The organism is Nocardia sp. NPDC006982 (genome assembly GCF_042869435.1).
In the GTDB taxonomy this organism is placed as follows: Bacteria; Actinomycetota; Actinomycetes; order Mycobacteriales; family Mycobacteriaceae; genus Nocardia.
On sequence record NZ_JBIAFV010000019.1, the window covers coordinates 99,527 to 121,500 of the forward strand.

Sequence of the window (21,974 nt, forward strand, 5' to 3'; positions counted from 1 at the left end):
GTGAATGCGAACGGGAACATCGGGTGCTTCTGCCAGGTCGGGCACCATTCGGTTCTGTTGACCACGCGGTTGCCGGGCGGACGCTCTCCGATAGCGACGGCATCACATCGCTCTCGAGTCGGAATGCGCACGTGGTCTCCAATCACCGCCCTACGGCAGATTCGCAGCCTCGAACTCGAATGCCTGCGGCGGACTTCCGGATGGATACAGCACCATGGCCGTCCACGAAATCGTCCCGTGTCCAATTCATTTCGCTCGGTCAGTATTGCGGACCGGTCTGGTGGAAATCACTGACCAGGTGGCGCGATCTCCAGCCGACCATCGCGCCATGTGGCGCACGCCGCACCCTGTCGATGTTCCCGATTGACGTCAACCAATTAGTTGATCCACTATGTGTGGGAGGTCACACGCAGGCCTCCCGTCGTCTCAAGGAGGATGCGATGTCGACGATCGCTCAGGCCCTTGTGCCTGATCTGACCGAACCCGCAAGTTTTCAGGATGCGGTGCCATTCGGCGCCTTCGACCACATGCGAAGCCGGCCGGGCGTCTACTGGCAGGATGCGTCGATCGGCGTCGCGAAAGGCGGCTTCTGGGCCATTACGCGGTTCCAGGACATTATCGACATCGAAGCGCGACCCGACCTCTTCGGCTCCGTCCCGGGCGCGGCGTGGCCGGGCACCAACCTGCCGGTTGATCCGCAGCTCAACCCCACCGCCGACCTGTTGATGCACACGGACCCGCCCCGCCACAGCTCGGTGGTCGAGACGCTGGATCACACCGGCATGTCGAAGCGCGGGTTCTCGCTCGGGCTGGACGGTGAGCCGCAACGCGGCTGGTCCGTCGTCATCAATCAGAGTTGAAATGCCCAAGGTTACCTTCACGCAGCCAGCGGGGAACGCGTCACTGTCTCAGCCGATGTGGGCCGAACCGTGATGACTGTGGCGGTCGAGAAGCTCGTACCAGGCATGGTCGGTGACTGCAGAGGAAGTCTGCTGGGTATCGACGCCGCCGCCATCAGGCAGACGGTGGAGGAGTTCAACGCGGCGGGCGAACGGAACACCATCAACCCGTTCACGCCCCTGGATGGCATCGGCACGCGCGGCCCGTCGCCAGCCAAGAGCAACTTCGCCGCGCCCCTCAGCGAGGGGCCCTACTCGGCGGGGCCGATCGCCCTGCGCATCTGCTTCACCCACGGGGGCTCCGCGTCGACGGCTCGAGCCGCGTGCTCACCGCGGCGGGCAAGCCGATCCCCGGCCTGTACGCGGCGGAAGAGATCGCCGGCATCTTCTACAACGAGTACCTCTCGGGCAGCTCGGGCCTGCGGTCGATGACCTTCGGGCGCCTCGCGGGCAAAGCGGTCGTCAGTGACGCCGCCGTCGCGCGGACGGTCTGAGCCGTCTCGCGATGGGGCGGGTGCGAAAGCGCCCGGCCCCTCGTCTTCCCGCGGCTCACGCCGCACCACTATCTCCGGGTCGCCGCGTTGCGCGCCGGCCGGTCTCTGTAACGAAGGACAGACGATGAACGCCACCACCCTGCCGACCTCCGACCGCGCGAAAGTTCTGCGTCGTCGGTTCCTTGTCGTCGCCACGATCCTCGCGATCGCCGACGGTTTGGACGGTTCGCTCGTCGGAGTCACGCTGCCCGTGATCGTCGCGAAAGGCGAATTCGGTGTCACGCCCCAGACGGCGGGCGCCGTCGCCAGCGCCCAACTCTTCGGCATGCTCGTCGGCGCCATCGTCGCCGGCATCCTCGCCGATCGGATCGGCAAGAAGAAGGTGATGCTCGCCGCGCTCATCCTCTTCTCGGTGTTCACTCTCGCGGTGCCCATCGCCCCCGGTTTGACCTTGTTCCTCGTCTTCCGTTCCCTCGCCGGAGTCGGCATCGGCGGTATGGCCCCGACCCTCATCGCCTACGTGGCCGAGTTCTCGCTGCGCGAACGCCGCTTCGCCAACAACACGATCATGCTGGTCGGCACCGCGATCGGGGGCATGCTCGCCCCCTTGACCGGCCTGGCCCTCCTGGCAGGGCTGGGGCTGGACTTTCGCATCCTCTGGATCATGGGCGGCGTGGTCGGTCTGCTGCTCATCCCCGTCGCCGTCTCGATCATGCCCGAGTCATGGGCGTACCTGCAGACGCACGGTCAGCCCGAACGGGCGGCATCCCTCCGCGCCCGCTTCGGGCTCGGCGACCTCGACGTGCCGGCCTCGGGTGATCGGCCGCAGCTGCGCACCCTCTGCACGCGCGAGTATCGCGGACGCACCATCCTCATCGCGATCTCGGCGATGTTCGTCATCGGCTCGTGCACGGCCTTTCCCACCTGGCTGCCGCACTACCTCGTGCTGGGGGGAGTGCGGTTCAGCAACGCCCTTGCACTGTCCGCGCTGGTCTTCTTCGGAACGATCGTCGGCTGTCTCGTCGGCGGGCGGATGCAGGACCGTGGCAATCCGCGCATCGTCGTGGCGGTCTTCCTCCTCCTGACGGGTCTGGCGCTCGTCGCGATCGGCCTGGCGCTCGCCGCGCCTTTCTGGCTGATTCTCGTGCTGCTGCTGTGCTACGGCCTCGTGAACAACCCGTTCATGTTCAACGGGCTCGTGGCCAACGTGTATCCGCCACACCTGCGCGGTACGATCCTCAGCGTGGACTTCGGGGTCGGCCGTGCCGCCGCCGTCGTGGCGGGCGCCCTGGGTGGTGTCATCGCCGCCGCGAACCTGCCCCCCGCGGTGAACTTCATCCTGTGGGCCCTTCTTCCCCTGGCGGCGGCGCTCACCGTGTTCCTCATCCCGGCGTACCGGCGTCGGGACGGCTCGGAGGGGCGCCCGGCATCCACCTCCTCCGCCGACGAGACGGTCGGCGCGGTGGTCTTTCCCGGCGACCGCACCGTGGAGGTGCGGACGGTCCCCGACCCTAGTGCCCCGAAATCAACCAAGCGGTTGAAGTGGCTGTGATTGCCCAAGCCGCATCGAAGAAAGCCCGCTCGATGACGACTGCACCCACCACCGCCCCGACCCTTCTCGGAGATGGACCGGAACGGCGATACAGAATGATCATCGACGGGTCGCAGCACACAGGCCGCCGACGGCGCCGTCTTCCATTGCTCCGCCCCGATCAGTCGTCGATGGCACATCCGCAAACGGGCAGTGAGGATTTCGGGAGGTTCGCCACGGCCGCGGGCTGTCCGTCGGTGTTCTGGTTCGTCGGCGCGTATCCGCTTGACCGCTACACCGAGCAAGACCTGGCGTTGATGGCCGACGACCACCAGTTGCCGCCGGGCCTGCCCGTCAATCACTCGCCGTTCTTCGCGCCGGATCCGGAGCAGACCCTGCCCACCGCCGTCCAGGCGATCGTCGTCGCTGCCCGCTCCGAACCCGCGCACGGGTGATCCCGTCCCGAATCCCATTGCGCGGCCGGGATCTCCAGCAGCGCAACGGGATCGGGATCCCTTACTGGAATGTCACTTGGCCGTGGGCGGCGTGAAGGGCTGGTTGATGGTGGTGAAGTACTGTGCCGCGGCCAGAATGGCGACGGGCGCGGTCACGAACAGCGCACCCGCGATGGTGCCGAGGAAGCCGGTGACGGCCATACCGGCGATGCAGCCGAGCACCGCGCCCGGCAGCGCGCCGAACATCAGGCCCAGCGCGCCGCCGAGGGGAAGTCCGACCGCGCCGCCGAGCAGGCAGCCGAGGCCCGCGCCCGCGATACCGCCGACCATGGTGCCGACCGTCGCACCCATGGTGATGGTGCTGACCATGCGGGACCAGGCGGCCTGCTCACGGTCGTATTGGGACTTCCACGGCGCCTGGTCCTCGTACGGCAGCGCCACCGGCTTGTACGCGGCGTGCTCGAGGTCGAGCTGCGGGGTCAGCGTGGCCGTGTGGTCGGAGATCTCGGCCGCGATCGGAAACACGAAATCGTCCACCCGGAACGACAATTCGGTCCCGCCGAGCACGACGCCGTTGGCGGCCTTGACCTTGAAGACACCGTCCTCGACCACCATCGAACCGCCGTCGGTGCGAATGACGGTCCTCTTGTCGGTAATGGTGGAGGTGAAGTCGATCCGGTCGGGGGACGACGGCTCGGCGTTCGAGACCCCGGCCGTCAGACACAACGTGCCCGCGACCAGCGCGGCGGTAGCGGTCGATTTCCTCATCATCGGTATTCCCTTGCCTTCCAAATTCCTAAAACCCCTCGATATTTCGAGGTGGAAGCCGCGGGCGCGGCACTGTGCCGGTCGCGGTCGCACCACTATGCCGCCCAGGTTCCCGGCGACCCGAAAAACACAGAAACTCATCAAAGAATGGTTTTGCATTGCAAGAATTCACCGCCCTCGATGAAATCGACTACGAAATCGCGGCTGTCCTGCAGATCGCGCCGCGCGCGCAATGGCAGCAGATCGGGCGGGTGCTCGGCGTCGACGGCTCCACCGCCGCCCGACGCTGGGCGCGGCTGACCGAGGAGGGCCTGGTCTGGCAGAGCTGCTATCCACTGGCCGTCGACGGCATCGCGCCGCTGACCGCCATCGTCGAAATCGACTGCGCGCCGGGACGAATCGACGAGGTGTCGGCCGAGCTCGCCCTGGACGGCAATGTGATCGCCCTCGATCACACCACCGGCGCGCGGGATCTGCTGATCCGGGCGGTGTTCACCGATCAGGAGACGCTGGCCCGCTACCTGACCTTTCGGCTCGGCACGCTGGACGGCATCGTGGCGACCCGGTCCCAGGTGGCGACCGCCCGGTTCAAGGACAGCAGCCGGTGGCGGCTGGATCGCATGGGCAGCAAGTACGCTCACGCGCTGGGTCTGTCCGCCCGGCGCGCACCGGGTCACGGCTCCGTCCGCTCCGACGACATGCCGCTGGTCCGCGCACTCGGCGACGGCCCCCGCCAATCAGTCACGGCGCTGGCCGAACGGACCGGGATGAGCCCGACCACCGTCTCGCGCAGGCTGTCCCGCCTGGATGCCGACAATGCCCTGGCCTTCAGCTGCGAGGTGGCCAGATTCGCCTCGGGATGGCCACTGACCGTGACGTTCTGGGGTTCGGTACCTCTGGCGCGCATCAACGACGTCGGCGCCCGGATCGCGGGCATGCGGGAGACCCGGTCCTGCTCGGCCGCGACCGGCACCCGCAATCTCGTCTTCACCGTCTGGCTGCGCTCGATGCCGGATCTGCAGGCGTTCGAGGAACGGCTGGCCTCGGAGATCAGCGACCTGTCGATCCGCGATCGCGCGATCTCGCTGTGGCCGTTGAAGATCGGCGGCCACCTGCTCGACCCGACGGGCCGCCATATCCGCAATATCCCCATCGGCCGCTGGCAGGACCGGTCGGCGACGCTGGCGCAGCACGCCCTCGTCGAACGGCTACGCACCGCGCGGACCACCGAAACGGATTCGGCGGCGCTGATTGTCGCGGCGGTGGATATGAGCGCACGACGCCGCGATTCGACGGCGTATCTGCGTGTGACCGGCACTCGCGAGGGAATTTCCGCGATTTCGGGCGGGGCCACCGCCGAGCAGGCCGTTCCTCACTCGACTGCGGTCGCCGAGCTGCGAGAGTGGCGGCCAAGGCCGTGAGGCTGAAGTCACCACCGGCCGTCCAGTGCTGCGATCGCTGCTGACCGAGCCGGTCCAGCAGACCCGGCCAGCCATCGCGTCGCGAAATCGTGTAGCGCGCCCGTCGACGCGGCGGCCACGGTGAGGAAGAAATCGAAACGGCCGGTGACGTATTCGACCGAGAGCACGCACGGGGACGCGCAGAACCGTTCACTCAGCGCGGCAATGACGTCGGGGCGACAGCGCACGCGCAGATTTACGACCGTGGCGAGCTCCGGGGCGTAGGCGGTCATCCAGGCGACGCCGGATGCGGTGAGCTGCTGCCAACGGCGCGCGACCGCGGTGGCGTCCTGGCCGAGGGGACGCGCCGATCAAGGCCCACGGGGGGCACGGATTGATCTACAGGGCTTTGATCAAATCCAGATCCCGTTCGCTGAACGGCGTCCCGCGGTCGAAATCCTGCCCTCCCTCATTACCGCTGCCGATATCCGGCGATCCCGCGTGCGCGGCTGGCCGCCGAGCCCGTCGCGGGCACCGTGGTGGCGATCTTCCAGCCCGCCGAGGAGCGTGGCGACGGTGCGCGCCACATGCTCGACGACGGTCTGCTGGAGCGGTTTCCGCGCCCGCGCATCGTGCTCGGCCAGCATGTGAATCCGTTGCCCGCGGGCCTGATCGTGAGCAAGGGCGGGCCGATCATGGCGGCCTGCGATATGATCCGCGTGGTGCTCGACGGCGTCGGCCAAGGCTCCAGCCCGCATCTGTCCGTGGACCCGCTGACCTTGGCGGCATCGCTGTTGCTGCGGTTGCGGTCCATGACCGCCCGGTAGACGGCCCGGCCCGGCTCGCCCGTGCTGAATGTCGGTGCGCTGCACGGCGGCACGCGCTCCAACATCATTCCGGATTCCGCCGAAGTGCTGACTGATGACACTGCGCACCTTTCCGACAGCTCGCGCGCGATGATGCTCGACGGCATCGAACGCCTGGTCGCCGCCGAGGCGGCGGCGGCCGGATCCCCGGAGCAGTCGCTGGTCGAGATCGCCATGGGATACCCGGTGGTTCATACTGCCCTACCTTTCAGATGTGCCCCCGGTCGTCCGGAAGGATCGGGGTGTGCAGGCGGGGCAGGGATGGCTTTCATGCATGCTGCCCTCGATGGCTCAGGAGGCTCGGCCCCCTGCCCCGCACCCTTGTTCCGACCGCTGATTAGGCACTGCGGCCCATCGCTGTGTAGGGCGTTGCCGGCGGAGCGGGGGCGCACCGCACGCCCGCCGAAACGAGTGAGGGTTACATGGCAGTTTGTCGTGGGAATCGACGTCGCCAAGGAGTTCCACTGGGTCGCGATCGTCGTCGCCGAAACCGGGAAAGTCGTTGTCTCCCAACGGGTCGACAACGATCCGGACAGTATCGAAGATTGATCGGCCGACTGCGCGATCCGGGCGCCGACCACGCTACGGTCACCGTCGGGATCGACCTGATGGGCGGGATCGCGAGTCTTGACCGCGATGCTGCTCCGACCGGCGACGGCTTGTCCGTCGCCGGGGTGCGCTCAACGACGCGACGCGGCACCGCTGATCAGTGGGCGCTCCGGGTGCGTGCGGATCCGCCGTCGTCGGTAGCGTCGGTCGTGTTCGCGCAGGCGCACGGGATCGGGCCGAGCCTGCGAATGAGTTCGTCCACGAAGACGGCATAGCGGTCGTGGAACGCGGACTCGCCCGGGGAGCTGCCTGTCATCATCCGCACGAGATGCGGTACCACGGCAGGGCTAATGGAGAGAAACAGGACGAGCAGTGCGACGAACTCGGGGTCGAGACTCGAATCCATCTCGCCCCGCCCCTGCGCGCGCACCACCGTCCGCACAGCTTCACCGAGGCTCCGCGTCCGTTCTGCTTCGCGGATAGCATGTCCGTCGTCTGCGAGGCCCTCGTGCACCAGCAGGCGCACCCAGGGATCTTGCGGATGCGAGCGAGACCACTCAGTAGTTGTGCGCGCCCACTCGGCAAACGAATACGATCGGAGGTCCGCCCACAACGCCTGCGTGTAGGTGATCATCTCATCCATGACCGCTTCGCCGAGCTTGTCTTTGCTCTCGAAGTAGTAATAGACGAGCGACTTGTTGCAGCCGACACGTTTCGCCACGTCCTCGACGTTGACCGCCTGGAGCCCGCGAAGACTGAACTCCTGCAGCGCCGCTTCGAGAATCTCCTTGCGACGGCTCTCACCGCGAGGACGACGAGCGGAGGCTGTCATATGAGTGGCATCCCTGCGGGTCTCGGTGCGGAGCGGGTGACGTTTCAATCTACACCCCGATCAACGAGGTGCCGCGGCCGATCATACGGCAGCCGGGCTGAGCAGCGACTTCAACGGAACCTCCGATCGGACCAGGAGGTCCGGGTCGACGGCGATGCCGCTTGCGATGAGACGTTTGGCGGCCGCGAAGTCGGCAACGAAGCCCACGAGGTCAGCTGCGATCAACCGGCCGTTCCGAAGATAGAAGACGCCGAGTCGGCGTGGATCCTCGAGATCGCGGCTCACCACGGTATCCGCGGTCGCTGACATCCCGACGGACTGCAGCTTGAGGCCGAACTGATCCGACCAGAACCACGGCAGGGCTGTGAGCGGAGTCGACGTCCCGAGAATGTTCTGAGCGACGGTTCGGGCATGCTCCGAGGCATTCGGCGCCGATTCGAGCCGACGCAACCCGCCATGCTGCGGGCACGGATACCGTGCGACATCGCCGACGGCGTAAATGCCAGGCATCGATGTGCGTAGGTATTCGTCCACGACGATCCCATTGTCGACCTCGATGCCGATCTGTTCTGCGAGTTCAGTGCGCGGGACAACCCCGATGCCGACCAGAAGAAAATCGGCCTCGATGGTGCGTCCATCGGTGAGCATCACAGCGGAGACGTCGCCTGCGACGTCGATTCCGTAGCCTCCAATGCGCGCCCCTGTGATCACTTCCACCCCTTCCTCGCGGTGTAACCGCTGGAAGAACTCCGACACCGGCTCGGATGTAACACGCGCGAGTACGCGATCCGCCGCCTCGATGACAGTGACCTCGGCTCCGGCCTGTTTCGCGGCCGATGCGATCTCGAGCCCGATGTACCCGCCACCGATGATTGCGATCCGAACACCTGGGGTGAGCCGATTGCGAAGCACCGCTGCGTCGTTCATTGTCCGCAGATAGAGCACGTTGCTCGCCTGCGCGAGGGAATCGTCGACGAGCAGCCGTGCACGTGAACCGGTCGCGAGCACGAGGGCGCCGAACGGGATGTGCTGCCCGTCGGCGAGAACGACGGTCCTTTTCGAAGTGTCCACCGTTGCGGCCGAGACCCCCGTGCGGAGATGGATACGCTCGCGCTCGTAGAAGTCGGTGCCACGCAAGGTGAGCTCGGCCGGCTCGGCCGTTCCGGCCAGGAAGGCCTTCGAAAGCGGCGGGCGGAAGTAGGGCGCGCCGGCCTCCTCGCCTATGACGGTGATCCCTCCGTCGTGGCCAGCCATGCGCAATGCCGCTGCGGTCTCTACCCCCGCCTGGCCGGCGCCGATGATGACAACGTCTGGACTTCGGGACTCAATGGTCATTACTGCGTCTCCGGAATGTGCACCACGATGCCGTCCGTCTCGGCGGTGCAGCGGATCTGGCACGACAGCCGACTGAATTCGGTGGGCTCGACTGCTGTCACTTCGAGCATGTCCGTCTCTTCGGGGCCGCAACCTCCGACAACGGGCATCCATGTCTCATCCACGAAGACATGGCAGGTGGCGCACGACAACTCGCCGCCGCACTCGCCGACAATGCCGGAAATCAAGTTGCTCAGAGCGGTCTGCATGACCGTGGACCCCTCATCGGCTGACACCACGCGGCGCTCCCCGCCCGGCAGCACGAATTCGACAGTAGGCATGATCCGTGGACCTCCTTGTCCTTGCCGGTCGCGGATCGACCCGGCAGTCGTAATTAACTCATGAGTCAAGGAGGAAGTTCAAGTCTTGCCACTACATAGACGTTTCTTGCGCGATAACTGACTCAACTGTTGAATTTTGGGTGATCGGTGTCATAGCATGCGCCTGCGGCCATCGCGTCCTGCGATCAGCATCGCCTGCAAGGAGGCAGCAATGAACGATCTAAGAAACTCGGTCACCGTCATCACGGGCGGCGGAAGGGGCCTCGGACTCGGGCTCGGGTTGGAAGCGGCGAAGCGCGGGTCGCGGGTGCTCATCGCCGAGCGATCCGACGCGAGCGACGCCGTCGAACGAATCCGCTCCGCCGGAGGAGAGGCGGAATGGTTCCGGGTCGACGTCGCCGATCGCGATGAAGTCACCCGTCTGGCCGCCTTCGCGCGCGAGCGTTTCGGTGCGGTGAACATCGTCGTGAACAATGCCGCGAGCGGCAACCCCGCAGGCGCGATCACCGACATCGCTGCCGACGAACTCCGCCAGATCATCGACGTGAACGTGCTCGGGTACGTGTGGATGATCCAGGCCTTCGCCGAAGACCTGCGCCGGAGCGCCGCGAGCGACCGCCCGGCCTACATCCTCAATGTCGGGTCAGAGCATTCGTTGGGGGTTCCTCCCCACGTGGCGCCAATCAGCGCTTACACGCTGAGCAAGCAGGCAGAGTTTGCGATCAGCGAGGTGACACGTCGCGACCTCGAGGGTGACGGAGTCGCCGTTTCGACGCTCGCCCCCAGCTGGGTGCACACCGAGCAGATACGCGATCTCATCGCGGCATCCCCCGACTTCGCATCGGCCGTCACGCCATATCTACAGGAGACGGCCGACGTTGCGAGGATCGCGTTCGACGGGCTGTTGGCTGGCCGCGAGCTGATCGTCACCAATCCTGCGTCCGTCGATTTCGCCCGACGCCGTGCCGAGCGCATCATCGCGGACGCTATGGAAGCGAAGCAGTTGGACGAGCAGACGGCATGGGTGCACGACGGATCGGGTGACATCAGCAAGTGCCCCGTCGCGCCCAACCTCCCTAACCTCTAACTGCGGCACGTAGGTCACGCCGATTGCACGTTCAGTTCACTACTGACGAAGCCGCGGATGCGGTGTCGGCCTACTTTCCGCATCGGCGGCGCCCCCACAGTTTGGATGGGCTCCCGCGAGACTCACGGGAGCCTCGATATGCTCCTTCTTCAGAATGTGAACGATGCGTGGACTTTGTGGGAATCTCCGCGGTACGCGGATAGGTATGTGCGTACGTTCGACGGCTGGCGGTTCAGTGAACGTATTATTCAACTTCGGTAGCTGCCCTAAGCTATCTCGTTATGCCGTTTGCGGTACAGGCCGATGAGTGCAGTGTGAATACCCATGGCTTCTTCGATATGCGTACTTTAGACGATGACGTGCAGATCAGAATTTGGCTGGGAGGTATGGCCCTCGATTTCCGTGCCACACGCTCGGCAGCCCTGGCATTTTGCGCCGACTGGGCGTACAAACGTTCGGAAGAGATCGAGGTTGTGACTGAGTCGTCCTGTGATCTCGGTACTCTCCCGCGTTTGCCGTGCGAACAGTTGTTCTGTAATTCGGGAACAACCGGTGAACGCAAGCGCGGCGGAGCCTCGGAAATCCTTCTTTGAGGCGGTTCGAGGCTATCTGCGTATGAATGGCGGGGGTGATCTCGAGAGGGTGGAGGACACGGGTATGAAACATCGTGGGAACACTCGGTCGGACAACGCTGTCCCGGAGTCGCCGGACGTCGTTGTGGAAGAACGAAGGCGAGAAATACTGAACTACTTCGGCGTGTGCCCCGAATGTGGCTACACGGCAACTGCTTTCATCGTGGCGAGATACGACGCGAGCGGTCGGGTCACGGTGACTACCGTCGGCTCCTGTGCGCTGCCGTGCGGGTGGTCGGGGCCCGCCACAATAACGAAGATGACCGAGCTGTCCGAGGCCGACGTCTAGGTACGCGCTCTTCTTCGTGACGGTTTCGAAGGGGTGGCGTGACGAATTTTAGTTTGTGTCGCGTGCAATCAATGTGGTCTCCGCTTCGCGTCGAGGAACATGATCTGCGCGACCAGCCTGCGGGCGGTGAGTTTCGCTTCGTCGGCGGGTAGCGTTAGTGCTGATTCATGAGCGGTCGGTGCGGGTACGTCCACTATCCAGGCTGGGTAAACAGCGTGTGCTGCGAGCGCCGTTTACCCCTGGATGCAGATAGCCGTTGCGGCACGCTGCCGAACCTGGAGTTCCGAGCGTATTCAGCCACTGGATTACGGAATCATCGGTGCTCCGCCAGGGTATCTCGGCAGGAGCAGTTTCCGTCACGGCGTTGGCAGTGACTCTTGAACGTTCCGAGAAACCGATGGGAAAGTTTCTGCGTTCCGGCGACTCATGTGTGTCGATGAGATATGGTGATCCCGGTCATAAGACTGGTCCGGCGCGAATTTCTAGCGAGATGGCCTTTCATCGCCTCTCGTTGCGCCGTGACTTTCAAACAATATCGAGGCCGATGACGTGCCGCATGATGTCACGCGCAGCCATTCAAGATCAGGAGCTCGGCAATGCTTGTCCGTAAACTATCCGTTGTGTGCCTGGCGGTGGGGGTTGTCCTCGTTCTGGCAGCGGCCATCATCAGGTTCGCGGTGCTGCCAGGATTGATGAAGCTGCCCGCTGATCTTGATCAATCGCAGAAATATGAGGGCACGATGCAAGCGGTTGATCCTGCCGCTTTCGCGGCCAACGACCTCGCACATCTGTTGACTCCGGAAATGCCTATCACGGCGGATCGCTCCTTACGGGTCGACACTGTCGATGGCGACACGGCAATCGTCACCAGCAAGGCGCTGATGAAGCTTCCCGACGGCTCCAAGCAGTCGGATGTCCACACATACGCAATCAGTCGAGTGGACTATACCCCCGTAAATATCAGTCAAGGACAAGCAAGCGGTCTGGTGTCCGGCGACGACAGAGCAACCTTCGAACAGCATGAGGGGGTAGTGCTCGGTTGGCCCATGAATCCGCCGAAAGACGGTACCACTCTTTATGATCCGGTTACTCGGACTGCGCAGCCAGCGAAGTTCATCGCCGAGACAAAGCTCGAAGGGCGGGATGTCTACGAATACCGGGTTGATGCGGGAGGGCCAATCGCGAGCCCTGTCATTCTCGGTCAGTTCAAAAGCTTTCCCAGCCAGCTGCCGAAGGCTGCTGTCGCTGCCCTTCTGCAGGCAGGCGTAGTGCCCGAGCCTTCTCGCGAAGCGCTTTCCGCCGGCCTGTCGTCAGTTCCGGAAATGGTGGATGTTCACTTTACCAGCAAGAACGTCGTAGACGTGGCAGTAGATCGACGGTTCGGTGCACCGCTCAAGGCGGTTCAGACGCAAAGGATGTACGCATCGATTCCTGTCGACGGGAAGGATGTCCCTGTACTCCCACTTTCGACAGTCAAATTGCATACCGCTGATTCGGAGGTCGCTTCTGCCGCCCACACCCTTGGCAAAAACGCACTTGTGCTCTCACTCTTGAGAGTGTGGGGCCCAATCTCGATGTTGGTGATAGGCGTCGCCCTCGTCGCCATCGGGTTGTTCCGATGGCGAAAGGTGTCCTCAGGCAACGCATCTCGTTGATACCTGGCGAGGGGTTGGTGGCGACGCTGGTGGTGTTGCGAATCGCAGTCGGGATCCGGACGCGCCGACGGTCGCTGCTGTCCGTGCCGACATGACCGTACAACGGCTCCGGCGGTGCGCACGTACGGCAAGCCCGTATCGCCGATCAGCCCGGGCAACCACGAGGTTGTCCGGGCTGATCACTGTGCGAGGGCCCTATGGAGATTGCGGCTCGACCGGTGTGGGAAAGGTCCTGCTGTAGAAGGCATCTCAGCGTGTTCTGCGGACCTCGATGGAACTCGCGGCAACGCTCTTTTCGTGGTGTTCGCCGACGCCGACCTCGATGCAGCGGTCGACGGGGCGATGGCAGCCGAGATGCGCAACAACGGTGAGGCATGCACCGTGGTTCGGGTATCTCGCTCGGGTACCCTGTGGGCGCCACCGGCACGTTTTCGAGCGCGTAGGTTCCTGGTCGAGCTGATCGGAGCCGGAGCGGAGAGCCGTCGCCTGCCCCGACTCCGTTCAGCTGTCGGTTGGATCGTTTTGCGAGGCTTGCGGTTTTCTCCAGAATGCCGCCAATTGTGCTGCCGCGCCGACAAGTCCGAGTGTGGCTGCAGTGGCCGCGGCGCGTCTACCGCCCCAGCGCCGATCCCAGCCTGTCAGATGATCGACGCTCCACCGGCCGGGTCCGATTCCGGCCAAAGCAACGGAAGCGGTCGCCAAGTTGGCAACATACTCCCAGCCCTCCGCGGTGATGAAGAAACCGTTGGGCAGGTGTACCGAGCGTGCGGCGACGGCCATCGTACCGACCGCGGCGGCAGCGGCGAGCGGTGTGCCTGCCCCTGCGACGAGCGCTGCTCCGGCGCCGATTTCGACCGCGGCACTGGCTTTCGCCTGCAACTGAGGTTGCCGGAACCCGATCGACCCGAACCAGCCGGCGGTGCCGTTCAAACTGCGCCCGTGCTTCACTCCGTGAGCGATCAGTGTCCCGCCGATCACGCCTCGCAGGAGAAGGGACGCGATTGCCGCACCCCGTCGGTCATGCGTTTCGTGGTTGTTCATTGGCCTCTCTTTCTATTGTCGTATTAGTAAGGCACTGGCCGGCAGCGAGTGTGCCGTTCGTCGGTGTTTCATCAGGGTGAACGTGCCGCGATTCGTTCGTCCGGCTTCGGCTCTACCAGGAAGAAATCGGCTCGGGACGGCTCAAAGGACGGCCACGAGACGTCCAACGACCTCGCCGCGCTCGAGGCGTTCGAGTCCGGCGCCGATATCATCGAAGCCGATGCGCTCGACCAGAGGGGCGACCTTGCCTTCGGCGACAAGGGCTAGGAAACCGGCCAGATCGTCGCGGGTGCCGATGATCGAACCCACGTACTCGAGCTGTTTGAGCAGAACGTCGAGCAGCTCGACGGTGGCGGTGGGCTTGCCGATTCCGACTTGCACCACGCGCCCGCCCGGGCGGATCGCTTTGAAGGCATCAGTGGTGGTGTCCATACCTGCGAAGTCGATGATGACGTCGAGTTGCCTGTCGGTGAAGTCGGTAATCGTGGTCGAGCAGGCCGATACGCCTTGTTCTGCCGCAACGGGAAACAGAGACTGCTTGATGTCGGCGGCATACACCTCGGCTCCTGCCCCGGAAGCGATGCGTGCGCCGATCATGCCGAGTCCGCCGAGCCCGATTATTCCCACCTTCATATTCGCTTCGACTCGCGCCTGCGTCAGCACTGCGTGATAGGAGGTGAGGCCTGCGTCGGTGGCGAGCGCGGCCACCGCGTCATCGACCGCATCCGGTACCGCGACCAATTCGTCCGGGCGTGCGATGACCTGCGCGGCGTAACCCCCGTTGCGACTGATGCCGGGGCCGGTCGGGTCGGAGATGACCGCGACGCGATCGCCGACATTCCATCCGGTGACGGTGGCGCCGAGGCGCGCGATGGTCCCGCTGATCTCGTGTCCCAGCGTGATCGGAGTGAAGGGGGGTCGCATGCCGTGCCCCTGCAGGATGCCGACGTCGGTATGGCACAGGCCTGCCGCCCGGACATCGATGAGTATTTCATCGGCACCTGGCTCGGGACTGAGGACGTCACTCAGGGTCAGTCCTACGTCTACGGATGTGAAGCGCCATGCCTTCATGTCCTCCTCTTTCTGTCACTAATGACTCCAAAGCGCGCCGAGCGTGTCAGGGCGCTGATCCGAAGCTCCGCAGTCGAATTGGCGTCCTCACGTCGAATCGAGACGATCTCCGTGCCGGACATTGCCATTGCGGCAGGGGTGAGCCGGCAGAGCTTTTACCGTCATTTCGCGGATCGCGACAGCGCGATCGGTGCGGCATCGTGGCGTCGTTTCGTGGTTGGCTCGGAAGCATGGACAGTGACGATCCAATGGTTCGGTTGGACCGTCCGATGCGGTATGTCATCGAGCATGGCCAGTTGCATCGCAATGTCTATCCGAGCGCCGCATCTCAGATCGCCGCTGCCGAGGCGGAGTGATGGAGTCGATCACGCGCTGGGCCGATGGTCGCGAGTCCGAAACCGCAGACCGAGCGGGGTCCTGCGCTGGTCCGCGTGCCCTCGGAGATGTTGGCCGAATCGGCCGAAACGTGAACTCGCGTCGTCGACCACAGGTGTACTCAGAGCGCGGCCTCGCGGCGGTCCGCATCTGTGTACGAACCGTCTCGGGTCGTAGTAGTCGCGCCAGTGTGTGATCTTGCCATCGCGGACCTCCAATACGCCCGTCACCGGCAGCGAGACCCAGGTGTTGCCGATGAGGAAGCGGTCGGTGCGCTCGGCGAATACCGTGCCGCCGTCGGCCTGGGCGACGCGATGCACGAGCCACTCGATTTGTGTACTGCCATCGCATTGGCCGCGGCGCACAGCTCCAGTACGGTCGCGATGGCGTCCATCGTTGCTCCTATGTTCCGGTGATATCGAGAACGAGAACCTGCGCGCTGCCGGGATCGGATCCGACTGCGATGTCGCCGACGGTCAGTGCCGGCTCCCCGCCCAGGAACTTCGGGTAGATGACATTGATGTCGGCAGGATTCGCCGCAGGCAGCTTCTCGCCGTCGATGGTCAGGCGCTGAGGGGGGGCCGCCGACGGGGAAGACAAAAACCTCCTTAGCGATCGGATTGGTCGCGAAGACCGTTCCGCGGCGAGTGACAGCGGCACCGTCACAGATCCCCAGATCTCGGACGAACGGCTCCGGCAGCCGACCAGCAGCGAAATCCGCTGCTTCCAAACGGATTACCGCACCATTGAGCGGATCGTGGTAGGACGAGGTCACCGCCCAGGCACTGCCGTCGACGGGGGATGCGGCCACACCGTTGAACCATCCCTCCCATTCGACAGCCTGTACCGCACCGGCCGCTGCGGCGCTGTCCTCGAGCAGGCCGTCGATGCTTTCCCGGGGAATGCGGTAGACGCAGGACGGCACCGGTGGTGGTACCGCGGTCTCGGGGTTGGTGTTCGGGTTATCGGCAAGATAGATGTCACCGTTCGGGGCGACCGCTATGCCGTTGGGCATCTCGACGTGGTGTCCGACAGCGTCGGCGAAGGGCGACCCTGCCCACAGCGCGATCCGCCCGCGCGGCTCGCCGGTCATGGGATCGAAGGCGTAGATCTGCTGTCGCGCTTCCTCATCGGTCCCCAGCGGGGCGTCGACATCGACGGCAAACGGTTTGCCTCCGCAGGCCGTCAGGCCGGTACCGGCCGGCCAGCGGTCGGTACCGTTTCGATAGACCTCGGTACCCAGGGTGCCGGTCAGATTGTCCACCAGCCGGCGTTCGGTGACCGTGATCCGGCCTTGTTCATCGATCCGGGCCCTCGTGATGAATGCTTGCCCGGCGAGATATACGAGGCTTCGACCCGCGCGGTGATGCGGGTTGCCCATCACCATGGCGCAGTTGCCGAAGATCAAGGTCTCGCCGTCGTCGAGCAACTCTGCGCTCTCCGGATTTGTGGCGCCGGTGACTCGGCCCAGAATCCGGGTTTCCCGTGCTGAAGCTTCGATCATGTGGTGACTCCTCTCTTCCTTCACAGTGAAGTTGTGGCTCGGTCAGTGGACCGCGCCCACGTTGCTTACGCCGGTGGCCGCAGCCCGGGGAAGGCGGATGCGGACTGGACCAGACTTCGGACCGGAACTGTCGAGTCGGCCAGCAGGTCCGGATCAACCACAGCGCCGACCGAGACGAGTTTTCGCGCTGCGGCGAAGTCGGCGGGACGATTCACGACGTCCGCGGCGATGAGGACGTTGCGCCGTAGATAGAAGACGGTGATGGCTCGGCTGTCGCTCGAGCCTCGACGCACGATCGCGCGGTCGTGGCCACCGGACAGCCCGACCACTTGAAGTTTGAGATCGTATTGGTCGGACCAGAACCACGGTGGCGCCTCATAACGGCGTCGGGTGCCGCTGATGTGCGCTGCGACGATCCGCGCCTGTTCGAGCGCATTCGGCACGGACTCCAAACGGCGCATGCCGCCGCGGGTCGGGTCGGGATGCCGCGCGACGTCGCCGACCGCGTAGATGTCGGGGTCGGATGTCCGCATGGCCGGATCGACGACGATGCCGTCGTCGACCGCGAGGCCGGCGTGGGTTGCCAATTCGATTCGGGGGGCCAGGCCGACGCCGACCAAGACGAAATCGGTGGCGATGCGAGTGCCGTCGAGCAGGCGAATCGCGGTGACGTCGCCGGAGTCGGAAGTATCGAAATCCGCCACCTGCGCGTTCACGATGATCTCGACGCCTTCGGCGCGATGAACCTGTTCGAAGAACTCGGACATCGCGGGTGCCGTCACCCGGCCCAGGACTCTTTCCGCAGCCTCCAAGACGGTAACTTGCACGCCCTTCGAGCGGGCCACAGCCGCGAATTCGAGTCCGATATACCCGCCGCCGACGATAGCGGCACGGGCTCCCGACACGAGGTGCGTCCGCAGCCGGTCGGCGTCCTCCAAGGTGCGCAGCGTATGCACGTTGCGGGCGCGCATCCCATCGAAACCTGTCAGGGGCCTCGGGGTTCCGCCTGTTGCGAGTACCAGCTTGTCGTATCGAATTCGCTCGCGGTCGGCCAGGACGACTTCTGTCCGGGCGGAGTCGATAGCGTCGACATGCGTCGAGGTCCGCACTTCGATCCGTTGCTGCTCGTAGCTCGCGGCGCGGCGGATCAGCAGATCTTCGGAGCCGATTTCCCCCAGCAGATATGCCTTCGATAGCGGCGGCCGCGAATACGGCAACGAACGTTCTTCTCCGATCATCGAAATTTCGCCCGGGTAGCCGGCCATCCGCAGCGCTGCGGCCGTATCCGAACCTGCCTGTCCGGTACCGACGATGACGACCCTTCCCGAGCCCGGGTTGCTCGCAGTGCTCGTCACTGCTCGTCCGGAATGTGTACGACGATGCCGTCGGATCCGGCATTGCACTTCAGCTGGCACGACAGCCTGCTGAAAGAAGTGGGCTCTGCTGTCGTGACTTCGAGCATGTCGACTTCGTTGTCGGATTTCGACGGAAGCCGATCCGACCACGTCTCGTCGACATAGACATGGCATGTGGCACAGGACAGTGATCCGCCGCATTCACCGAGGATCCCGGGGACCAGGTTGCCGACTGCGGTCTCCATGACACTGGTGCCGTCGTCGGCCTCGATCTCGCGGCGCTCGCCACCAGGCAATACATAGACAACCACTGGCACTTGTCGGCCTCCACTTCCTTGCGTTTCTCGGTCTCCCATGTTCCGGGTGTGCTCGATATTAGTACACTCTTCTCGGGTAGGGACAGGCCCAAGTTCGAAGATTTCCCGGGGTCGGGGCGCGGCGTAGGTGCTTCGGCGTCGTTGATGTGTGGTGCGGCGCCGGTTTTGTCGCGCATTCCGCCCTGTACTGCGCTCTGCAGGTGCAGTACGTGCTGCCGTCTCTCGGGGCCGAATATACGGCACTGCAAGGGGTTTGGGTTAGGTGCGCTCCCCGGTCGCAATGGCGGCAATCGACACGCGCGTCGTCGCGTTGGCTGATGTGGCCGTTCCAAGCCCCGAATGTCGATGCGGGAGGCGCTTGTGTTCGATGTGCCGAAAGAGGCGGTGTAGCACGACTCTGGTCGGCAACCTGGCTCTCGGAACGGGGATTAAGTACACTTAAAATATGTCGCATGGGTTATCGGGGCTCGTCGTCTCCGAGGTTCCGGAATGGTTCGCGCGATCGGTGCGGGAAGCGAGGAAGGAACAGAGCATCGAGGTCGACGGCGTCTCGATCGCGTTGCGCTGGTGGGGACGTCCCGGCGCACCAGGGGTGGTTCTGGTCCACGGCGGCGCAGCACACAGCCGTTGGTGGGACCACATAGCGCCGATGCTCGGTGATTACCGGGTTGTCGCGATCGACTTGTCCGGGCACGGCCGCAGTGGCCGACGAGACTTGTACAGTGTGCGGTCCTGGACGGCGGAATTAGTGGCTGTCTGCGGTTTGCCGGAGATAGGCCCGCGCCCGGTCGTCATCGCCCACAGCATGGGCGGTTGGGTGAGTCTGAACGCGGGCGCGGAGGCCGGCGATCTGCTCGGCGGGGTCATCGTGATCGATTCTCCTGTGCGCGAGCGTAGCCCGGAAGAGATGGAAGCTTCGAGCCGACGAGCATTCGGGCCACTGCGGACCTATCCGGATCCGGAGACCGCGCTCGGGCATTTCCGGACGGTTCCCGAGCAGCCGAATTCGTTGCCGTTCGTGGTCGACCACATCGCACGCCATTCGCTCGTTCGTACGGAGGCCGGTTGGCAGTGGCGATTCGATCCGAAGATTTTCGGCAACGCGAAGCCTCGGCCAGAGATGCTTCGACGCGTCGGCACCCGGGTAGCACTCTTGCGTGCGGAGCACGGTTTGCTGACCCGTACCATCAGCGACGACATGTACGAGTTGCTCGGCAGACGCGCGCCGGTGGTGGAGATCCCCGAAGCTGGCCATCATCCGATGCTGGATCAGCCGCTTTCGCTCATCACCGCGTTGCGTGCGCTTCTGGCCGACTGGGGACACTCCGAGGCGTGCAGCGCAAGCCGGTGATGTGCTCGCCGCCATCGCGGTGAAAGTCGAGGCCGGCCTTGTCGAGCGTGTCCGCGGTTCGAGTCGCCGCATCGTCGGGTACCGGTGGTGTGGTTTCCGGGAAATTAGCCCGCCACACCGGCGTATGCTGGTTATTTGCCAGTGCTGAACCGGTGCGGAAGGCGATCCTCGATGCAGAGCAGGCGCGGGCGATGAGTCTCCCGCGATATGCGCCGATGTTGGCTTCGCCGGGCGTCTTGCAGTCGTTCAGATTTCCGGCAGTGACGTCGAGCTCAGGTCGTTCATGGAGGACACTGACGAACCCGCTCAGTGAACGGTTCCGTCGCTCTCGAATGCAGCGTGGTGTTCAGACCTTGTGCGGCTCGCTCGCGCGCAGCATGTCCTCGCGTTCGACGACCTTGACCCGCTCGCGGCCCTCGGGCTCGCCAAGCGAGCGCTCGTGGGCGTCGAGGCGGTACCAGCCGGCCCAGGTGGTGAACGGAATGCCCTTGTCCTCGAGGAACTTCGTCACGGCCTCGGGATCGGGTTCGGCAGCCGGGGTGAAGGAGGCGGCGTCGTCGAGCAGGCAGGCGATGGTCTCGTTGGCATCGCCCTTGGTGTGGCCGATCAGGCCGACCGGACCGCGCTTGATCCAGCCGGTGACGTAGGTCTGCGGCAGATAGCGCGCGGCGCCGTCGGCGCCCTCGTCGACCAGGACGCGCCCGGCCTCGTTGGGCACGGTGCCGGCCTGGTCGTCGAACGGCAGCTGCGGGATGTTCTGCGACAGGTAGCCGACGGCGCGGTACACGGCCTGGACGTCCCAGTCCTTGTAGGTTCCGGTGCCCTTGACGTTGCCGGTGCCGTCCAGGTTGGTGCGCTCGGTGCGCAGGCCGACCACCTTGCCGTTCTCGCCGATCAGCTCGGCCGGGGATTCGAAGAAGTGCAGGAACAGCTTGTGCGGGCGGTCGCCGACATCGCGGATGGCCCACTGCTCGAGGGTGTTGCAGACCATGTCGACCTGCTTGGAGTGGCGGCGCGCGGCCTCCGAGCCCTCGTCGTAGTCGATGTCCTCGGGATCGACGATCACCTCGATGGTCGGCGAGTGGTCGAGTTCGCGCAGTTCCAGCGGGGTGAACTTGGCCTGCGCGGGACCGCGGCGGCCGAAGACGTGCACCTCGAGCGCCTTGTTGTTGCGCAGGCCCTCGTAGACGTTCGGCGGAATCTCGGTCGGCAGCAGTTCGTCGCCGGTCTTGGCGAGTACGCGTGCCACGTCGAGCGCCACATTGCCCACACCCAGGACGGCGACCTTCTCCGCGTCCAGCGGCCAGGTGCGCGGCACGTCCGGGTGGCCGTCGTACCAGGAGACGAAGTCGGCGGCGCCATAGCTGCCGTCCAGATCGATACCCGGGACGCCCAGGGCGCGGTCGGCGTTGGCGCCGGTGGAGAAGATCACCGCGTCATAAAAGCGCCGTAGCGTCGCCAAATCGATGTCGCTGCCGTAGTCGATATTGCCGAGCAGGCGGACCTGCGGCTTGTCGAGCACCTTGTGCAGGGCGGTGATGATGCCCTTGATGCGCGGGTGGTCGGGGGCGACGCCGTAGCGGATCAGACCGAACGGGGCCGGCATGCGCTCGTAGAGGTCGATACTCGCCTCGACATCGGACTTCATCAGCGCGTCGGCGGCGTAGATTCCGGCCGGTCCGGCACCGACGATCGCGATGCGCAGTGGGCGGTCCATCGGTTTCTCCTCGCATGGCATAGACCCGACTCGCAAAAGCGGCGGTGAGTCCTGGTCGTGTTCGTAGGTGCAATGTGACAGCCCCGCTGCCGATAGAAAAGTATCCTATTTACCGAGAAGGGGTCAATCTG

General features: G+C 64.7%; 25 protein-coding genes and 2 pseudogenes. 14 read left to right on the plus strand and 13 right to left on the minus strand.

Annotation, left to right across the window (positions count from 1 at the left end; genetic code table 11):
* Positions 1–440: 440 nt before the first annotated feature.
* A complete protein-coding gene (locus ACFYOW_RS42180) occupies positions 441–860 on the plus strand; it encodes a hypothetical protein (protein WP_387296459.1) in 420 nt (139 codons plus the stop codon).
* A 48-nt stretch (positions 861–908) separates the two neighbouring features.
* Here ACFYOW_RS42180 and ACFYOW_RS42185 read toward each other — a convergent pair whose 3' ends face one another.
* Positions 909–1,193 (minus strand): hypothetical protein, encoded by a 285-nt coding sequence (locus tag ACFYOW_RS42185; RefSeq protein WP_387296461.1) that lies wholly within the window; start codon positions 1,191–1,193, stop codon positions 909–911.
* Between ACFYOW_RS42185 and ACFYOW_RS42190 the strand changes: the two genes are divergently transcribed.
* From ACFYOW_RS42190 to ACFYOW_RS42200, 3 genes are all read left to right on the plus strand, one after another.
* The gene (locus ACFYOW_RS42190; RefSeq protein ID WP_387296582.1) at positions 1,181–1,393 is read left to right on the plus strand and encodes an FAD-binding protein; all 213 of its coding nucleotides are present in this window, start codon (positions 1,181–1,183) and stop codon (positions 1,391–1,393) included. The genes ACFYOW_RS42185 and ACFYOW_RS42190 overlap by 13 nt on opposite strands.
* Before the next feature lie 124 nt (positions 1,394–1,517).
* On the plus strand, positions 1,518–2,945 hold the full coding sequence (locus ACFYOW_RS42195; RefSeq protein WP_387296463.1) for an MFS transporter: 1,428 nt from the start codon (positions 1,518–1,520) through the stop codon (positions 2,943–2,945).
* Positions 2,946–3,115: 170 nt separating this feature from the next.
* Positions 3,116–3,379: a hypothetical protein gene (locus tag ACFYOW_RS42200; RefSeq protein WP_387296465.1), complete on the plus strand. Its 264-nt coding sequence runs from the start codon at positions 3,116–3,118 to the stop codon at positions 3,377–3,379.
* A gap of 72 nt (positions 3,380–3,451) precedes the next feature.
* Here ACFYOW_RS42200 and ACFYOW_RS42205 read toward each other — a convergent pair whose 3' ends face one another.
* The gene (locus tag ACFYOW_RS42205) at positions 3,452–4,150 is read right to left on the minus strand and encodes a hypothetical protein (RefSeq protein WP_387296467.1); all 699 of its coding nucleotides are present in this window, start codon (positions 4,148–4,150) and stop codon (positions 3,452–3,454) included.
* Positions 4,151–4,305: 155 nt separating this feature from the next.
* On the opposite strand from ACFYOW_RS42205, the gene ACFYOW_RS42210 reads away from it, so the two are divergent.
* Positions 4,306–5,568 (plus strand): Lrp/AsnC family transcriptional regulator, encoded by a 1,263-nt coding sequence (locus ACFYOW_RS42210; RefSeq protein WP_387296469.1) that lies wholly within the window; start codon positions 4,306–4,308, stop codon positions 5,566–5,568.
* An 8-nt stretch (positions 5,569–5,576) separates the two neighbouring features.
* Here the strand turns inward: ACFYOW_RS42210 and ACFYOW_RS42215 are convergent, their stop codons facing one another.
* Complete coding sequence (locus ACFYOW_RS42215; protein ID WP_387296471.1) at positions 5,577–5,840, minus strand: Lrp/AsnC ligand binding domain-containing protein; 264 nt, start codon at positions 5,838–5,840, stop codon at positions 5,577–5,579.
* Between the two features lie 243 nt (positions 5,841–6,083).
* On the opposite strand from ACFYOW_RS42215, the gene ACFYOW_RS42220 reads away from it, so the two are divergent.
* Together ACFYOW_RS42220 and ACFYOW_RS42225 are read left to right on the plus strand one after the other, a co-directional pair.
* The gene (locus tag ACFYOW_RS42220; RefSeq protein ID WP_387296473.1) at positions 6,084–6,374 is read left to right on the plus strand and encodes a hypothetical protein; all 291 of its coding nucleotides are present in this window, start codon (positions 6,084–6,086) and stop codon (positions 6,372–6,374) included.
* Between the two features lie 21 nt (positions 6,375–6,395).
* Positions 6,396–6,962 (plus strand): hypothetical protein, encoded by a 567-nt coding sequence (locus tag ACFYOW_RS42225; RefSeq protein WP_387296475.1) that lies wholly within the window; start codon positions 6,396–6,398, stop codon positions 6,960–6,962.
* Positions 6,963–7,119: 157 nt separating this feature from the next.
* Here the strand turns inward: ACFYOW_RS42225 and ACFYOW_RS42230 are convergent, their stop codons facing one another.
* The 3 genes from ACFYOW_RS42230 to ACFYOW_RS42240 form a co-directional block, all read right to left on the minus strand.
* Positions 7,120–7,794 (minus strand): TetR/AcrR family transcriptional regulator, encoded by a 675-nt coding sequence (locus ACFYOW_RS42230; protein WP_387296477.1) that lies wholly within the window; start codon positions 7,792–7,794, stop codon positions 7,120–7,122.
* An 81-nt stretch (positions 7,795–7,875) separates the two neighbouring features.
* Entirely contained in the window at positions 7,876–9,129 is a 1,254-nt protein-coding gene (locus ACFYOW_RS42235) for an NAD(P)/FAD-dependent oxidoreductase (RefSeq protein ID WP_387296478.1), read from the minus strand.
* Entirely contained in the window at positions 9,129–9,449 is a 321-nt protein-coding gene (locus ACFYOW_RS42240) for a 2Fe-2S iron-sulfur cluster-binding protein (RefSeq protein ID WP_387296480.1), read from the minus strand. Before ACFYOW_RS42240 ends, ACFYOW_RS42235 begins: the two co-directional genes overlap by 1 nt.
* Before the next feature lie 157 nt (positions 9,450–9,606).
* Between ACFYOW_RS42240 and ACFYOW_RS42245 the strand changes: the two genes are divergently transcribed.
* The 4 genes and pseudogenes from ACFYOW_RS42245 to ACFYOW_RS42260 all read left to right on the plus strand — a co-directional run.
* Positions 9,607–10,536: an SDR family NAD(P)-dependent oxidoreductase gene (locus tag ACFYOW_RS42245; protein WP_387296482.1), complete on the plus strand. Its 930-nt coding sequence runs from the start codon at positions 9,607–9,609 to the stop codon at positions 10,534–10,536.
* A gap of 314 nt (positions 10,537–10,850) precedes the next feature.
* Positions 10,851–11,129, plus strand: a complete 279-nt coding sequence (locus ACFYOW_RS42250) for a hypothetical protein (protein ID WP_387296483.1) — start codon at positions 10,851–10,853, stop codon at positions 11,127–11,129.
* 924 nt (positions 11,130–12,053) lie between these two features.
* Complete coding sequence (locus ACFYOW_RS42255; protein WP_387296485.1) at positions 12,054–13,112, plus strand: porin PorA family protein; 1,059 nt, start codon at positions 12,054–12,056, stop codon at positions 13,110–13,112.
* A 208-nt stretch (positions 13,113–13,320) separates the two neighbouring features.
* Positions 13,321–13,493 (plus strand): annotated as a pseudogene (locus ACFYOW_RS42260) (aldehyde dehydrogenase family protein); the annotation flags it as partial.
* Between the two features lie 120 nt (positions 13,494–13,613).
* Here the strand turns inward: ACFYOW_RS42260 and ACFYOW_RS42265 are convergent.
* Together ACFYOW_RS42265 and ACFYOW_RS42270 are read right to left on the minus strand one after the other, a co-directional pair.
* Positions 13,614–14,153, minus strand: coding sequence for a DoxX family protein (locus ACFYOW_RS42265; protein WP_387296487.1), 540 nt, complete (start codon positions 14,151–14,153; stop codon positions 13,614–13,616).
* A gap of 141 nt (positions 14,154–14,294) precedes the next feature.
* Positions 14,295–15,224 (minus strand): zinc-binding dehydrogenase, encoded by a 930-nt coding sequence (locus tag ACFYOW_RS42270; protein ID WP_387296489.1) that lies wholly within the window; start codon positions 15,222–15,224, stop codon positions 14,295–14,297.
* 21 nt (positions 15,225–15,245) lie between these two features.
* Between ACFYOW_RS42270 and ACFYOW_RS42275 the strand changes: the two are divergent.
* Positions 15,246–15,392: pseudogene (locus tag ACFYOW_RS42275) on the plus strand (TetR/AcrR family transcriptional regulator); the annotation flags it as partial.
* 62 nt (positions 15,393–15,454) lie between these two features.
* A complete protein-coding gene (locus ACFYOW_RS42280) occupies positions 15,455–15,580 on the plus strand; it encodes a hypothetical protein (RefSeq protein WP_387296490.1) in 126 nt (41 codons plus the stop codon).
* A 9-nt stretch (positions 15,581–15,589) separates the two neighbouring features.
* Here the strand turns inward: ACFYOW_RS42280 and ACFYOW_RS42285 are convergent, their stop codons facing one another.
* The 4 genes from ACFYOW_RS42285 to ACFYOW_RS42300 all read right to left on the minus strand — a co-directional run bounded on the left by ACFYOW_RS42285 (position 15,590) and on the right by ACFYOW_RS42300 (position 18,775).
* Positions 15,590–15,919, minus strand: coding sequence for a limonene-1,2-epoxide hydrolase family protein (locus ACFYOW_RS42285; RefSeq protein ID WP_387296492.1), 330 nt, complete (start codon positions 15,917–15,919; stop codon positions 15,590–15,592).
* Complete coding sequence (locus ACFYOW_RS42290) at positions 15,826–17,103, minus strand: hypothetical protein (protein ID WP_387296494.1); 1,278 nt, start codon at positions 17,101–17,103, stop codon at positions 15,826–15,828. The genes ACFYOW_RS42285 and ACFYOW_RS42290 overlap by 94 nt, the downstream gene beginning before the upstream one ends.
* A 65-nt stretch (positions 17,104–17,168) precedes the next feature.
* Entirely contained in the window at positions 17,169–18,458 is a 1,290-nt protein-coding gene (locus tag ACFYOW_RS42295) for an NAD(P)/FAD-dependent oxidoreductase (protein ID WP_387296496.1), read from the minus strand.
* Positions 18,455–18,775 carry a 2Fe-2S iron-sulfur cluster-binding protein gene (locus ACFYOW_RS42300; RefSeq protein ID WP_387296498.1) on the minus strand — a complete coding sequence of 107 codons (321 nt, stop codon included), beginning with the start codon at positions 18,773–18,775 and terminating at the stop codon, positions 18,455–18,457. The genes ACFYOW_RS42295 and ACFYOW_RS42300 overlap by 4 nt, the downstream gene beginning before the upstream one ends.
* A gap of 445 nt (positions 18,776–19,220) precedes the next feature.
* On the opposite strand from ACFYOW_RS42300, the gene ACFYOW_RS42305 reads away from it, so the two are divergent.
* Positions 19,221–20,126, plus strand: a complete 906-nt coding sequence (locus ACFYOW_RS42305) for an alpha/beta fold hydrolase (protein ID WP_387296500.1) — start codon at positions 19,221–19,223, stop codon at positions 20,124–20,126.
* 346 nt (positions 20,127–20,472) lie between these two features.
* Here ACFYOW_RS42305 and ACFYOW_RS42310 read toward each other — a convergent pair whose 3' ends face one another.
* A complete protein-coding gene (locus ACFYOW_RS42310; RefSeq protein WP_387296502.1) occupies positions 20,473–21,843 on the minus strand; it encodes an FAD-dependent oxidoreductase in 1,371 nt (456 codons plus the stop codon).
* Positions 21,844–21,974 lie beyond the last annotated feature (131 nt).

Coding starts and splice junctions, on each gene's coding strand:
- ACFYOW_RS42305 (WP_387296500.1), top strand. CDS start 19,221: ATGTCGCATGGGTTATCGGGGCTCGTCGTCTCCGAGGTTCCGGAATGG.
- ACFYOW_RS42240 (WP_387296480.1), bottom strand. CDS start 9,449: ATGCCTACTGTCGAATTCGTGCTGCCGGGCGGGGAGCGCCGCGTGGTG.
- ACFYOW_RS42270 (WP_387296489.1), bottom strand. CDS start 15,224: ATGAAGGCATGGCGCTTCACATCCGTAGACGTAGGACTGACCCTGAGT.
- ACFYOW_RS42290 (WP_387296494.1), bottom strand. CDS start 17,103: ATGATCGAAGCTTCAGCACGGGAAACCCGGATTCTGGGCCGAGTCACC.
- ACFYOW_RS42235 (WP_387296478.1), bottom strand. CDS start 9,129: ATGACCATTGAGTCCCGAAGTCCAGACGTTGTCATCATCGGCGCCGGC.
- ACFYOW_RS42245 (WP_387296482.1), top strand. CDS start 9,607: ATGCGCCTGCGGCCATCGCGTCCTGCGATCAGCATCGCCTGCAAGGAG.
- ACFYOW_RS42205 (WP_387296467.1), bottom strand. CDS start 4,150: ATGATGAGGAAATCGACCGCTACCGCCGCGCTGGTCGCGGGCACGTTG.
- ACFYOW_RS42230 (WP_387296477.1), bottom strand. CDS start 7,794: ATGACAGCCTCCGCTCGTCGTCCTCGCGGTGAGAGCCGTCGCAAGGAG.
- ACFYOW_RS42180 (WP_387296459.1), top strand. CDS start 441: ATGTCGACGATCGCTCAGGCCCTTGTGCCTGATCTGACCGAACCCGCA.
- ACFYOW_RS42265 (WP_387296487.1), bottom strand. CDS start 14,153: ATGAACAACCACGAAACGCATGACCGACGGGGTGCGGCAATCGCGTCC.
- ACFYOW_RS42280 (WP_387296490.1), top strand. CDS start 15,455: ATGGACAGTGACGATCCAATGGTTCGGTTGGACCGTCCGATGCGGTAT.
- ACFYOW_RS42255 (WP_387296485.1), top strand. CDS start 12,054: ATGCTTGTCCGTAAACTATCCGTTGTGTGCCTGGCGGTGGGGGTTGTC.
- ACFYOW_RS42215 (WP_387296471.1), bottom strand. CDS start 5,840: ATGACCGCCTACGCCCCGGAGCTCGCCACGGTCGTAAATCTGCGCGTG.
- ACFYOW_RS42195 (WP_387296463.1), top strand. CDS start 1,518: ATGAACGCCACCACCCTGCCGACCTCCGACCGCGCGAAAGTTCTGCGT.
- ACFYOW_RS42310 (WP_387296502.1), bottom strand. CDS start 21,843: ATGGACCGCCCACTGCGCATCGCGATCGTCGGTGCCGGACCGGCCGGA.
- ACFYOW_RS42200 (WP_387296465.1), top strand. CDS start 3,116: ATGGCACATCCGCAAACGGGCAGTGAGGATTTCGGGAGGTTCGCCACG.